This is a genomic window from Acinetobacter sp. 22301, assembly GCF_052045285.1.
In the GTDB taxonomy this organism is placed as follows: domain Bacteria; phylum Pseudomonadota; class Gammaproteobacteria; order Pseudomonadales; family Moraxellaceae; genus Acinetobacter; species Acinetobacter pittii.
In genome coordinates this window covers 121,936-134,286 of the sequence record NZ_JBQEOR010000009.1, presented here as the reverse complement: position 1 = coordinate 134,286, position 12,351 = coordinate 121,936, and the positions used below count along the sequence as shown (strand labels likewise).

The window sequence follows — 12,351 nt, the reverse complement described above, 5'->3', positions numbered from 1 at the left end:
TCTTTTACCTATGCTTTTGCAATGAGTCGTTGTAATGATCTTAACAATACACTCATTATTCAATATAGTCTTTTAGTAATACACAGGGTGCTATGAATGAGACAATCCATTTTTTAATTATAGAAAAATAAAAGCTGCACTGAGCAGCTTAAGTTGATTGAGTTTTAACGAGCTGTTTTAGGTTTTTCATAAATTGACCAAATTGCGGGAGAAACTCTTGAAATAGTGGATGGTCTCGATTTTCTAACATGACTTCACTAAATAACTTTAAGCCAACACCAAAAGATTTTGTAGTTTCATCATCAAAAAAATCTGCTTTTTTTAAGCGTTCAACAATTTCAAAAATATCGTCATGATTTCCCGCATAGAATTCAAGGCGTTCAGTATAAGTTGAAGCTTCTCCTTTTGCATTTTTTAAGTGTTGTACCGTGACATGATATTGATGTTGTTTCATATATAAATTCTCTCTTAAAAGTTAATAACTTTGAAAAATTTCAAATTGTTTAAGGTCGATTTATAGCCGCCCAATAGCAACAGCAGCCTGATCAATTTTTTCGGCAATTTGATAAATCTGCTCTTGCTGTAAACCTGCCGAGTTCAACTTCAACCGTAAGGCTGTTTTTAGGTTTTCCATGGCACGATGAATTTCGATTAATTCATCATTACTGTGGATTTCTCGTCTTAAACGTAGTTTTTCTAATAACTCTTTCAACTTGTCTTGTTGTTCAGCTAAGTAAGCTTTCCCAAATTCCGTGATTTGATATTGCTTACGCTCTATATCCAGCAAATTAATCAAATTCATTTCTTCAAGACTGGTTAATGTTGGATAAATTGTTCCTGCGCTTGGCGTATAGCCATCGCCTACCAAATCACTTATTTCTTTAATGATTTCATAGCCATGCTTTGGGCTTTGCTGAATAAGGTGGAGTACCAAAAGTTTCATGCGTCCAGCTTCAAAAAGTCTTCCACGGCGTCCCGAACGATGATGTTCAGCATGATGCTGTTCTGATTGTTGTTTCATCTTTTAAGATCCAAAATGATCAATTTATAATTATTAAGATATATCTTAATATATCTTTGATCAAGTAAAAGTAATAAGAGTTGTTCTATTGGTTTGATAGTTATCAAAATTAATTTTGAGCTTTAAAAACTAAGTAATAAAAAAAGAGTGCTTAAGCACTCTTAAAAATTATTCTCATCAAACCAACCTTGGTTCATTTATCCCATTTAAAATTCATTTGCCAAAAGCTAAATTTGGCATCCAGCTTTAAACCAGTTCATTAAGGAATCACTAATTTTACTCATGTCATTAGTATCCATGCTGCCTTGATCTACAGTAAAAACACCTGTTCCTAGAAATGGTATAAGAATTGATATTCCACCACTATCATCACCTATAGCTAAATAATCTCCAGCATACTTTTGCACTTCAAAAGTTTGATTTCTTTCAAAAACCTCATCAGAAGAATAAATAACTACGCCACTTTCAAATAAAAAACCATTTGAAAATTTTAATAATTCAAAATATATATCTGGTAGTTGTCTATGGAAATCTCTTTCAATTTTGGCTCTTATTTCATTTAATAGGGGCATAACCTTTAGACCTTAAAATTAGGTAAAACCAATCCAGCATATAAAATTATAAAATATTATATTCAACCCTCTATATACAGTTCCTTGAGCTAATAAATTTACTCTTATTAAAATCGTTAAGTAATAAAAAAGGACGCTAATGCGTCCTTTTTTAACAACAACTAGAGGAAAATTATTCCCACTCAATCGTTGCTGGTGGTTTAGATGACACGTCGTATACAACACGTGATACATCTTTAATTTCATTCATAATACGCGTTGAGATTTTATCAACCAATTCGTATGGTAAATGTGCAAAACGAGCTGTCATAAAGTCAACCGTTTCAACTGCACGAAGCGCAATTACCCATGCATAACGACGACCATCACCTACTACACCAACTGACTTAACAGGTTGGAATACGGCAAACGCTTGAGCAGTTTTATCATACCAACCGCTGTCACGAAGCTCTTGCATGAAGATGTCATCAGCAAGACGAAGAATATCAGCATATTCTTTCTTCACTTCACCCAAAATACGAACACCTAAACCAGGGCCCGGGAATGGATGACGGTAAATCATGCTATGTGGCAAACCAAGTGTAGTACCTAACTTACGAACTTCGTCTTTGAACAAGTCACGTAAAGGCTCTACCAATTCAAATGCTAAATCTTCTGGTAAACCACCCACGTTGTGGTGTGATTTAATTACGTGTGCTTTACCTTGTTTGCTTGCAGCAGATTCGATTACGTCTGGGTAAATCGTACCTTGTGCCAAGAATTTCACGCCATCAAGTTTACGTGCTTCTTCAGCAAATACCTCAATGAATTCACGACCAATGATTTTACGTTTTTTCTCTGGATCAACTTCACCAGCCAATGCAGTTAAGAAACGTTGTTCAGCATCTGCACGAATAACACGGATACCCATGTTTTCAGCAAACATTTGCATCACTTGATCGCCTTCGTTTAAACGAAGTAAACCATTATCAACGAATACGCATGTTAACTGGTCGCCAATTGCTTTGTGTAAAAGCGCAGCAACTACAGATGAGTCAACACCACCAGAAAGACCTAAAAGAACTTTTTCATTACCGATTTGTTCACGTAATTGTTCTACACGTAAATCGATGATGTGTTCAGGTGTCCAAAGGCCACCACATCCACAAATTTTATGAACGAAGTTTGCAAGTAACTCTTCACCTTTTGCCGTGTGTGTTACTTCTGGGTGGAATTGCACGCCATAGAAACGACGCGCTTCATCACTTACAGCAGCAACTGGACAGCTTGGTGTGCTTGCAGTAATGGTAAAGCCTTCTGGAATCTGGCTAACTTTGTCACCATGACTCATCCAAACATGAAGTTGGTTTTCACGGTCTTGTAAGTTACCAATCAGTTGGTCGCGTTTAACGATATCAACTTCGGCATAACCAAACTCATGTACAGTACCCGGCTCAACTTTACCGCCTAACTGTTCAGACATGGTTTGCAAGCCATAGCAAATACCCAATACTGGAACACCTAACTCAAACACTACTTGTGGTGCACGAGGGCTGCCTTCTTCATGCACACTCTCAGGTCCACCTGACAAAATAATGCCATTTGGCTTAAAAGCACGAATGTCTTCTTCAGACATATCAAAAGCATACATTTCAGAGTAAACACCAGCTTCACGTACACGACGTGCAATGAGCTGACTATATTGAGAGCCGAAATCCAGAATCAGGATACGATCTTCAGTAATTTGAGTATTGGTAGTCATGACAAACCACTAAATGGCAAAAGAATTAAGCGCGCCATTTTAACATTTTTCGCGCTTCGGCGCACCGCAAATCATCATATATCTTATTTTTTTCATATCAGAATCATTTCTATAATTGGATTGTTTGATATAAATCAAAATTTACTTATATTTATCAACTGTATGGGTTACGCTTAAAAACTCCATGTGTATTGATAAATTCATCACATTCTATGCAACATCGTCTTGGATTTGATGTTAAGATGAGCCGATAAAACAGGCATTACCATGGAAAGGTAAATACCATAAGCGATATTTGTCTGTGCTTAAACAATTATCCATTTTTATGGCTTGTTGCCCCCTATCAAAATCAATAGAAATCTAAGGAACAACAATGCTTCAAACTATGATTGCAGATTTCCAGCAACATTTTTGGTTGTATGTCTCTATTCCTTTTATGAGTGGTTTAATTGGCTATATCACCAAGGTGGTTGCCATCCAGATGATGTTTTCACCACTTGAATTTAAAGGTATTAAACCATTTTTGGGTTGGCAAGGCATTGTGCCTCGCAAAGCAGAGAAAATGGCAACCATTGCTGTTGAGCTCATGACAGCAAAGCTGATTAAACCTGAAGAAATTTTTGCACGCCTAGATCCTAAACGTATTGCCAAAGAAATAGAAAAACCTCTACTTGCAGCGGCTGAAGATATTACCCGTGACGTTGCTCAAGAGTATCAGCCCGGTTTATGGGAAGGCATGCCAGAATTTGCTCGCCAAAGACTCATCCGTCGTGTGCAATCCAAAGCACCCGAAATTGTTGAACACATCATGAGCGAAGTACAACGTGATGTGAATCGATACTTTGATATTAAACATCTTGTTATCAGCAACTTGCTTAAAGATAAACGTTTGCTCAACAATATTTTTAAACGTGTAGGGAAACAAGAATTTAAATTTTTCAGTAATGTAGGTTTCGTATTTGGCTTCGGTATCGGTGTGATTCAGATGCTGTGCTGGATTGTCACTCAAGGAAAATATCCTTGGATGCTACCTTTGTTTGGTGGCTTTGTGGGTTTCTTTAGTGACTGGATTGCACTGCAAATGATGTTTAGACCACTTTATCCTAAAAAGATATTGGGTTACACATGGCAAGGTCTGTTTATTAAACGTCAAAATGAAGTTGCAGCTGACTATGCAGCTTTAATTTCTAAACAGCTTTTAACTTCACGTCACATGATGGAAGAGTTATTTTCGGGTACACATTCTGCGCGTGTTATTGATCTGGTTAACCGCCATGTCAAACAAGAAATTGATATGCAAGCTGGGGTTATTCGTCCGTTAGTTGTATATGCAATTGGCGGAGAAAAATATCAGAATATGAAATCACAAGTTGCTGAACGTATTATGCAACAGCTTCCAGAGACGATGAAATATGTAGAGTCTTATGCAGAAGATGCAATGAATATTCGTAGCACACTCATTGAGCGTATGCAAAAATTAACACCTTCTGAATTTGAAGGGATGTTACGTCCTGCATTTAAAGAAGATGAGTGGGCCTTGATTGCAGTCGGCGCAGTTCTTGGTTTCGTGGTTGGGGAATTGCAAATCCAATTTATGCTTTAATTTTTAAAATAAAGAAATAAAAAACCGGATGAATTGCTCATCCGGTTTTCTTTTGTCTTATATCTTATTTTTCGATTACATGATCCAGACTAATACGGCCAGCACCATGAAGCATTAGGAAGAATAAACCACCTGCCATTGCTAAGTTTTTCATAAAATGGATGCCATTATTGTATTGTGCTGCTGCGTCAGCCCCACCTTGGTGGAACAAGAATGCAGTTAAAATACTAAAGATACCAAGACCGAAAGCTGCAAAGCGTGCTTGGAAACCAAATAACAAGGCTAAACCACCACCAAACTCAACCAAGATCACTAAAGGAAGAATCCCACCTGGTACACCCATTGCTTCCATATATCCTGCAGTTGCTGCATAACCAGTAATTTTCCCCCAACCAGCAACAAGGAAGATATAAGCCATAAGAAGACGAGCAATAAGGCTAATAAAACTGTCCGCGCCTGATTGCGTTACGATATTTTTGACCACTACATTTGGATTAAACATTTTGCCACCTTTATTTAAATGCTTATTTATTGATGAGCTCATTCTAGGTTTGGGACATTGATAATTAAATACTCAAAATCCATATATATCGTTGCACAAACAGGATGATCAATTTGTATATTTTTGATGTTTTATACTGACTTTCTATAGGGTCACTGCTAGGATTTGAGCACGGTTTACCACTTAATCATCTCATGGAACTTCTTGATTTTATTCTACACGTTGATCAACATCTCGCCGAGTTTATTACAAATTACGGGACGTGGATTTATGGCATTTTATTTTTAATTATCTTTGTCGAAACCGGTTTAGTGGTTATGCCGTTTTTACCAGGAGATAGTTTACTATTTGCAGCTGGTGCTTTAGCAGCATCTACAGGTGCGATGGATCCATGGTTATTGGGTGCTCTACTCTTCATTGCTGCCGTTTTAGGCGATACAGTGAACTACCATATTGGTCGTTTTATCGGTCCACGTGTATTTGAAATGAATTCACGATTCATTAATAAGCAGCATTTAATTAAAACTCAAGAATTCTTTGCTCGTCATGGTGGCAAAACAATTATTTTTGCTCGCTTTGTTCCATTTGCCCGTACTTTTGCCCCTTTTGTTGCGGGTGCTGGCAGCATGAACTATAAGTTTTTCTTAACTTATAATGTGATTGGGGCATTTTGTTGGGTCGCTTCTTTTGTGGCGTTGGGCTATCTATTTGGAAATATGCCAATCGTTAAAGATAACTTCACTCATCTTATTTTTGGCATCATTATTATTAGTGTTTTACCAGGCATCATCGGCTTTATACGTGAAAAGCTAAAAAGCCGTAAAACCAATGCTTAAGGCTTAATTTAGAAGAAACGGAATACCACTGGAAGCATACATAAAATAAGCAACATAGCCGATCCTTTATATAAATGATCGGCTTTTATTTTTTGTACTGGGCCCGTTAATAGTGCACGTCCAAAAATCATCCAGAAACTCGCAGCTGGAATGAGCGTCAATGTAAAAACACCAAATACCATTAGACAATTTTCAGGCGAATTCCATGTTTCGGCAGGGAAAATACCTGCAGCAAAAAGTAAAGATTTCGGATTTTTTAAGGTTGAGAAGAATAATTGACGTGGGCGAATGTTACGGTGAGTTTGACTAAATTGTTGTAAATGGGTGGTTTTCCATAATCGGAATGCCATCCAGAACACATACGCCACACTTGTAATATGTAAAATGAGCAATAACGCCGGCCAAACTGGTGCTGCCAAATGAATAAACACAGCCCAAAAGCTAATACCGTAGGCATAGCCTAACCATTCCATAGGAATAAGCCAAAACGCTTTAGATAAACCTTGAGAATGAGCAGCGGTTGCAAGTAAAGCATTTGTCGGCCCAGGAATGAGCAAAACAGCCAACATTGCCAATACAAAAAACCAACTCTCAATCATAAAGTTTCCATAATATCCAAGATGGGGCCACCTTAAACGAAACAGGCAAAATATAGCAAGTTTATGAGGCTTTTTGATTACAGAAAATACAGAATTTTAGAAGCTTAAAAATTGATAAACCACTTATTTATATTAATTTTATTATGAAACATTTTGCTAAACTTTATTCATCACAACATGCCTTAATTAGCATATTGTGATGCAAAGTTGACTATTAATTGGTCTTTTTACGGACAATAATTGGACAATTCTTGAACTGGGCAGCCTGAACAATTGCTTCTTGTTGGCCTAAAACACGTGAAAGTTCGGTATTTTTCGTTGAAGAAGACTGTCCCATGTTTACAGAAATAGATGGACCGAATCCCCAACCACCTCGTCCCCAGCCACCACCGAGTCCAAGGCCAACACCCATACCTGTACTTTTTGGAGTTTGCACGCCATTGTCGATATATTGCTGAATACGGTTATATTCACTTTGAAGCTGTTGGCAGCTCAAAGATTGATATTGTGTCGGAGACACATAAGTCGGTTTTACCGTTGTAGCACAAGCGCCAAGGAGTAAAGTGGCTGCCACTAAAGGCGCAATATATAAGCCTTTCATCATTTTTCTCTTATCGTTTTGGCTCAATCTCACCAAACAATGTCTCATAAGCTTGAGTCAATTTATGTTCGGGTGCTAAATGGGCCAAAGGTAAATTTTTCTGATGCGATTCTTTCATCAAAATCGAAGGCGGTAACATGCTATTGAGTACAGGCAACCCTTCATCTTTTAACTGCTGAACCACTTCCCGAGGTAATTTTGCTTGGGATTGGAATTGATTCACCACAATTCCTTCAATTTCCAAGCGATCATTATGATCATCTTGCGTTTCGAGAACATTTTCAATCAATGTTTGTAACGCACGCTTTGAAAAAACATCACAGTCGAAAGGAATGAGTACTTTATCTGCCGCAATCAGAGCAGAGAGAGTAAAAAAGTTAAACGCTGGTGGTGTGTCTATATAGATACGGTCATATCGCCCAACTAAGTTTTGAATAGAGTCACGCAATTTATAAATTTTATGTTTACTTTCAAGCGCATGTTCAAGCGCGCCAAGTGTAGGACTTGCTGGAAGCACATCTAATTTTGCAAAAGGAGTTGAATGAACAAAACTGTCGAGATCTTTATTTCTTGGAGCTTTTAAAATTGAACCTAATGCGTTACCGATTAAACCCTTTTGTTGATTGTTGCCCAACACATCATCAAAGAAATTTTCGATATTTGGCTCTAAAATTGATTTTTCAGCAGAATAGGTTGCTTCGTCACCTAAAAGATACTGACTAGAATTGGCTTGAGGATCAAGATCGATCACCAATGTTCTTAAGCCATGTTTGGCACTAATTGCAGCCAAATTTACAGTAATACTTGATTTCCCTACACCGCCTTTTTGGTTAAACACCACACGAGTTAACATGTTTCCCTCTGCATATTATTTTACTGTACGCAGTTTAACCTAGAGCTTAATCAAAAAGGCAAAGAATGTAGAACAATTAAGCAAAAACAGGTTTCACAATCACTAAGATAATAATAGCAATAAATGCAATCGCACTAATGACCAAACCTGCACGACGCTGTGCCAACAAAAGAGTGTCATCTTTTTTAAAGGCTTTCATCAGGGAAGATAACAACACTAAAAATAGAATAATTTTAGCGTAAAACCACGGTTGTACTTGAAAGTCTTTCATGACTAACAAAATTGCACCCGTAATGAAAACCACGGTAAATGACAAATGTTGTAAGGCAACTAATACTTTACGCCCTGCTGGATTGGGTTGTTCACCTTGAACACCTATAAACAGAGTTGAAGCGCGTAAAACAAAGACCATAAGTGCAGCAGCTACCGCAGTCATATGAATAATTTTAGTGAGTAAATGTGCATCCATGAAATTAACCCTTAGCTTTTAGGTGCATGTGCACATTCTGGGCTAGCAGGAGCTTGACCTTGCCACTCACTTGGCAAATAAGCATGAATCGCTAAAGCATGAATTTGGCCTGGATTCATCAAATCAGAAGCTAACGCGTATACTTTTTGATGACGTTGAACTAAACGCAATCCATTAAATTCGTCGCTCACTATAATCACTTTAAAATGAGATTCCTTACCTGGAAAATAACCACCGTGCCCGGCAGACTCATTGAGCACTTCCAAATGGCTAGGTGCAAGTGTTTGTAACCGTTCAATCAACTGTTGTTCAAGGCTCATAGCTTTTCCTTTTACGATTATTCGTATATTTGAAACTAGTATACCCTGTCTACACACAAACAAAAGTTGCTCTTGTATGCTTTGACTTCAAACAAAATGTCTATTTATTCGGCAACTTAACAATAAAAATACCGCTAAATACTCATTTCTGTTTTTATTTTATGCAATCAGCATAATTATTTGCATAAAGTTGTTGACCCTTGTTTTGCTTAATGTATTATAAGCGGCACGCGGGAATAGCTCAGTTGGTAGAGCATAACCTTGCCAAGGTTGGGGTCGCGAGTTCGAGTCTCGTTTCCCGCTCCAAATTGGTTTTTTTTGAGAAAGTTTTAGTAAAAACTGCTTATATATGCGGGAATAGCTCAGTTGGTAGAGCATAACCTTGCCAAGGTTGGGGTCGCGAGTTCGAGTCTCGTTTCCCGCTCCAAATTTAAAAGGCCCTAGTCGAAAGACTGGGGCTTTTTTCTTTTTATCGATCCATGATTTTACGTTCTATCGATTCACAACATATTTTGAGAATAGCTCGACTCAAGCCCGAGTGTTTCATTAATAGACTCAGATTTTTAAACCACTAATTGTATCGAGTTAATCTAGTTATATTTGCACGGTACTGGCGTTATGCGATGCGTAGATATACATGGTACTAATTGAAAACAATCCAAGTTAAAGCGCTCTAGACTACATCTTTGTTGTAAACAGATCGAAAAGATAAAGTTATGATCATAGACATAGCTTTGGAAATAATATTCTTCTGCCTTTTGAATATCACGAGTTGAATCGAGAAAATCTATATGTTCAGCTAACACATGAAAGTTGAGCTTCTTTAAATGACGACTCATTCCTTCGCCAGTACATTTAATATAGGATTCTTTTAAGGTCCATATTTGAAAAAACCGTTGATATACAGTGGATGGATCAATCCTTTCATTTTCCTGAATCCATTCAATTTCACTTGGCGCTAACACGCTATCGACACGCATCCAATCGAACTCACGGTCCACCCGTTCAACATCGACTCCTATTTCCCCTTCTTCAGTCACCGCAAGAACAATAACGTCTGCTGAATGACTAAGATTGAAATAAACAGCTTTATTGCCTTGTATAAAAGGTTTGCCGTTAGGTTGTAATTGAATGTTGACCTCATGGGGTGAAATACCTAACTTATCTGCTAAAACAGACTTCGTTAAGACACGAGAAATTAAGAAAAGACGTGCAGCATGAGGATGATATTGATCATATCTCAACTTTTCTGCCGCATTGAGAAAGCTGAGATAATGACTCAATATGAGATGGTTTTGTGGCACCCGTGAAACTGGGCAGACATAAACCTGTACTTTGGAAATATCAGACATCACTGAGCTGTACTGTGGTGCTGATGTATTTAGTTAGAACTGGTGTGAGATAATCATAAACCGCTTCTACATGAGTAACGTGCGGATTATGGCCTGCGCCAGCAATGATATGTACAGGGATATTAGGACTTATTGTAGTAACAATTGGGTCCTTCTCTCCAACAATGATTTCAACTTTAGAGCCAAGTTCGTTTAACAAAGCTGTTTGAGATACTCTCTGCTGAGGCAAACTAATACGATGCATATACTCACTAATATGCTTGGCTACCGACACTCGGCGTAATGAATCCATCGCATAACCAACAGATAGATTTTTTTGCCCATCTGGATGCAGATTTTTAGCAATCTTATCTTTCGATACAAAACGGAAAATTAGATTAGAGATCGTTTGTATTTGAAGTATTTTTGCGGCCTGTGCCTGCACGAAATAAGGAGATATAAGGATAAGACGTGCAACTTTATTTGGATATTTCTGTGCAAGACTCAATGCAAATAAACATCCTAACGAGTGAGCAATAACAACACTATTTGGTGCTAAAAGCTTTGCAGCATTATCAATAAACTGATGATTGTTATCTTCCATCACCCCATAACTACCTGAACGCCCAAGTCCAGGTAGGTCCATCATAGCAACCTGATCATAGGTGATTTTATTAATTATTGGGAACCAACATGTGCTATCGAATGGAATGCCGTGTAAAAACAATGCAGAAGATTTTTCTGAACCAACTGGTTGTTTAGTGTAGATTTCTGTCCAATATCGATTCTGATAGCTGAAACAGCTAGGTGTTGGTGCTTGCATACGACCAAAACGTGTAAGCACCAGACGATCAATCCAACGAGAAAAATAAGGACTGGTATTGATTAGGTCTGCGATACCCATCTTAACAGCCATCTTTTCTGTCTCAGCGACATGATAGTTTTCATTAGAAATGAAAGCGAGCTGCTCTTTTGAGCCACCCAGCAATACCTCAGGTAATTTCTCGAGCAGAACTTTAGGTATTTGCAAATGTGGTGCGATAACCCCTAAGTGCTCAGCAGCTAGGTTAACTAGATGATGACATTTAGGTGTCGCAGGATCAAGTAATACATACTCCTGAGCAATGGTCTCAGGAAAAGATATCGTTCGGATGAGAAAGCTCACGATATATTGCATATTGCAGAGTGGTAGGAATGTATCACTCCCACCAGGCAGCGCCAGCAGACGTCCTTGATATAACTTATCAATCATTTCGGCAATACCAATATATTGCATATCGCCATAAGTATAAAAACCATCAATGACTGTCGCCGGATTTATTGCGGTCCATGGCACATTTAAACGCTTACATGTCTCAATAAAAGCTTGATGCCCTAAAATTTTCGAAGCTTCGTAACCACCATATTTATAATACAAATCATCAGCAGACTCTTGCGGCGGAGTAGCGACACGATATCCACCAATCCAGATAAATCGCTCAAGCTGCTTCAATGTCGCAGCCCATTCAATTAGAGCAAGTCCTGATTTAACATTCGTACGCTGAGCTTCAGCTTTGCTAATGCCCCAATTAAATGATGCTGCAAGATGATAAACAACATGGATCTTTTTTTGAGCATCCGTTAGTAGAGAGTCCAACTTAAAGTCATGACTTAAATCATACTCAACAAAAGAAATAGATGGATCTGTCAGCCCTTGTGTTGCAATGAAACCTAATAGCTTGTCTTTCTTAGTTGCCGCATTGCGTAGTGCAGCAATCACCTGATGACCTTCTCGTAGAAGTTCAACGATCAATCTGCTGCCAATAAAACCTGCTGCACCTGTTACTAATATGGTCTTCCGTGAAAAATTATCTTTTTTTGCATTATTTAAATTATTCATAAATCACCTTAATTAGGGACTGCA

General features: G+C 38.0%; 14 protein-coding genes and 2 tRNA genes. 4 read left to right on the top strand and 12 right to left on the bottom strand.

What is annotated here, in order from left to right:
* Window positions 1–148: 148 nt before the first annotated feature.
* The 4 genes from ACTJJH_RS14020 to guaA all read right to left on the bottom strand — a co-directional run bounded on the left by ACTJJH_RS14020 (window position 149) and on the right by guaA (window position 3,334).
* On the bottom strand, window positions 149–454 hold the full coding sequence (locus tag ACTJJH_RS14020; RefSeq protein ID WP_039766217.1) for a DUF3861 domain-containing protein: 306 nt from the start codon (window positions 452–454) through the stop codon (window positions 149–151).
* A gap of 60 nt (window positions 455–514) precedes the next feature.
* Window positions 515–1,021, bottom strand: coding sequence for a PadR family transcriptional regulator (locus tag ACTJJH_RS14015; RefSeq protein WP_017399727.1), 507 nt, complete (start codon window positions 1,019–1,021; stop codon window positions 515–517).
* A 227-nt stretch (window positions 1,022–1,248) separates the two neighbouring features.
* Complete coding sequence (locus ACTJJH_RS14010) at window positions 1,249–1,593, bottom strand: SMI1/KNR4 family protein (RefSeq protein WP_032005633.1); 345 nt, start codon at window positions 1,591–1,593, stop codon at window positions 1,249–1,251.
* 172 nt (window positions 1,594–1,765) lie between these two features.
* Window positions 1,766–3,334, bottom strand: coding sequence for a glutamine-hydrolyzing GMP synthase (guaA, locus tag ACTJJH_RS14005; RefSeq protein WP_002114136.1), 1,569 nt, complete (start codon window positions 3,332–3,334; stop codon window positions 1,766–1,768).
* A gap of 385 nt (window positions 3,335–3,719) precedes the next feature.
* Between guaA and ACTJJH_RS14000 the strand changes: the two genes are divergently transcribed.
* Window positions 3,720–4,937, top strand: coding sequence for a DUF445 domain-containing protein (locus tag ACTJJH_RS14000; protein ID WP_014208114.1), 1,218 nt, complete (start codon window positions 3,720–3,722; stop codon window positions 4,935–4,937).
* Window positions 4,938–5,001: 64 nt separating this feature from the next.
* On the opposite strand, the gene ACTJJH_RS13995 is transcribed toward ACTJJH_RS14000, so the two are convergent.
* Window positions 5,002–5,439: a DoxX family protein gene (locus tag ACTJJH_RS13995; protein WP_039766215.1), complete on the bottom strand. Its 438-nt coding sequence runs from the start codon at window positions 5,437–5,439 to the stop codon at window positions 5,002–5,004.
* 194 nt (window positions 5,440–5,633) lie between these two features.
* Here ACTJJH_RS13995 and ACTJJH_RS13990 point away from each other — a divergent pair, with 194 nt between their 5' ends.
* Window positions 5,634–6,275: a DedA family protein gene (locus tag ACTJJH_RS13990; protein WP_005071971.1), complete on the top strand. Its 642-nt coding sequence runs from the start codon at window positions 5,634–5,636 to the stop codon at window positions 6,273–6,275.
* 8 nt (window positions 6,276–6,283) lie between these two features.
* Here ACTJJH_RS13990 and ACTJJH_RS13985 read toward each other — a convergent pair whose 3' ends face one another.
* From ACTJJH_RS13985 to ACTJJH_RS13965, 5 genes are all read right to left on the bottom strand, one after another.
* Complete coding sequence (locus ACTJJH_RS13985; RefSeq protein ID WP_017399730.1) at window positions 6,284–6,874, bottom strand: LysE family translocator; 591 nt, start codon at window positions 6,872–6,874, stop codon at window positions 6,284–6,286.
* A gap of 214 nt (window positions 6,875–7,088) precedes the next feature.
* Window positions 7,089–7,475 carry a hypothetical protein gene (locus tag ACTJJH_RS13980; protein ID WP_002114091.1) on the bottom strand — a complete coding sequence of 129 codons (387 nt, stop codon included), beginning with the start codon at window positions 7,473–7,475 and terminating at the stop codon, window positions 7,089–7,091.
* A 10-nt stretch (window positions 7,476–7,485) separates the two neighbouring features.
* Entirely contained in the window at window positions 7,486–8,328 is an 843-nt protein-coding gene (locus tag ACTJJH_RS13975; protein ID WP_005071966.1) for a ParA family protein, read from the bottom strand.
* A 76-nt stretch (window positions 8,329–8,404) separates the two neighbouring features.
* Window positions 8,405–8,797: a SirB2 family protein gene (locus tag ACTJJH_RS13970; RefSeq protein ID WP_005071964.1), complete on the bottom strand. Its 393-nt coding sequence runs from the start codon at window positions 8,795–8,797 to the stop codon at window positions 8,405–8,407.
* Window positions 8,798–8,808: 11 nt separating this feature from the next.
* The gene (locus tag ACTJJH_RS13965; RefSeq protein ID WP_032038538.1) at window positions 8,809–9,117 is read right to left on the bottom strand and encodes a BolA family protein; all 309 of its coding nucleotides are present in this window, start codon (window positions 9,115–9,117) and stop codon (window positions 8,809–8,811) included.
* A gap of 230 nt (window positions 9,118–9,347) precedes the next feature.
* Here ACTJJH_RS13965 and ACTJJH_RS13960 point away from each other — a divergent pair.
* A tRNA-Gly gene (locus ACTJJH_RS13960) sits at window positions 9,348–9,423 on the top strand.
* A gap of 45 nt (window positions 9,424–9,468) precedes the next feature.
* Window positions 9,469–9,544, top strand: a tRNA-Gly gene (locus ACTJJH_RS13955).
* Window positions 9,545–9,707: 163 nt separating this feature from the next.
* On the opposite strand, the gene ACTJJH_RS13950 is transcribed toward ACTJJH_RS13955, so the two are convergent.
* Together ACTJJH_RS13950 and ACTJJH_RS13945 are read right to left on the bottom strand one after the other, a co-directional pair.
* Window positions 9,708–10,469: a 4'-phosphopantetheinyl transferase family protein gene (locus ACTJJH_RS13950; RefSeq protein ID WP_311082236.1), complete on the bottom strand. Its 762-nt coding sequence runs from the start codon at window positions 10,467–10,469 to the stop codon at window positions 9,708–9,710.
* A complete protein-coding gene (locus ACTJJH_RS13945) occupies window positions 10,462–12,327 on the bottom strand; it encodes an alpha/beta fold hydrolase (protein WP_130625803.1) in 1,866 nt (621 codons plus the stop codon). Before ACTJJH_RS13945 ends, ACTJJH_RS13950 begins: the two co-directional genes overlap by 8 nt.
* Window positions 12,328–12,351: the final 24 nt, after the last annotated feature.

Bases quoted from the DNA above. Each gene is read 5' to 3' on its own strand.
- ACTJJH_RS14010 (WP_032005633.1), bottom strand. From the start codon at position 1,593: ATGCCCCTATTAAATGAAATAAGAGCCAAAATTGAAAGAGATTTCCAT.
- ACTJJH_RS13945 (WP_130625803.1), bottom strand. From the start codon at position 12,327: ATGAATAATTTAAATAATGCAAAAAAAGATAATTTTTCACGGAAGACC.
- ACTJJH_RS13980 (WP_002114091.1), bottom strand. From the start codon at position 7,475: ATGAAAGGCTTATATATTGCGCCTTTAGTGGCAGCCACTTTACTCCTT.
- ACTJJH_RS13970 (WP_005071964.1), bottom strand. From the start codon at position 8,797: ATGGATGCACATTTACTCACTAAAATTATTCATATGACTGCGGTAGCT.
- ACTJJH_RS13995 (WP_039766215.1), bottom strand. From the start codon at position 5,439: ATGTTTAATCCAAATGTAGTGGTCAAAAATATCGTAACGCAATCAGGC.
- ACTJJH_RS14015 (WP_017399727.1), bottom strand. From the start codon at position 1,021: ATGAAACAACAATCAGAACAGCATCATGCTGAACATCATCGTTCGGGA.
- ACTJJH_RS14000 (WP_014208114.1), top strand. From the start codon at position 3,720: ATGATTGCAGATTTCCAGCAACATTTTTGGTTGTATGTCTCTATTCCT.
- ACTJJH_RS13990 (WP_005071971.1), top strand. From the start codon at position 5,634: ATGGAACTTCTTGATTTTATTCTACACGTTGATCAACATCTCGCCGAG.
- ACTJJH_RS13950 (WP_311082236.1), bottom strand. From the start codon at position 10,469: ATGTCTGATATTTCCAAAGTACAGGTTTATGTCTGCCCAGTTTCACGG.
- guaA (WP_002114136.1), bottom strand. From the start codon at position 3,334: ATGACTACCAATACTCAAATTACTGAAGATCGTATCCTGATTCTGGAT.
- ACTJJH_RS13965 (WP_032038538.1), bottom strand. From the start codon at position 9,117: ATGAGCCTTGAACAACAGTTGATTGAACGGTTACAAACACTTGCACCT.
- ACTJJH_RS13985 (WP_017399730.1), bottom strand. From the start codon at position 6,874: ATGATTGAGAGTTGGTTTTTTGTATTGGCAATGTTGGCTGTTTTGCTC.
- ACTJJH_RS13975 (WP_005071966.1), bottom strand. From the start codon at position 8,328: ATGTTAACTCGTGTGGTGTTTAACCAAAAAGGCGGTGTAGGGAAATCA.
- ACTJJH_RS14020 (WP_039766217.1), bottom strand. From the start codon at position 454: ATGAAACAACATCAATATCATGTCACGGTACAACACTTAAAAAATGCA.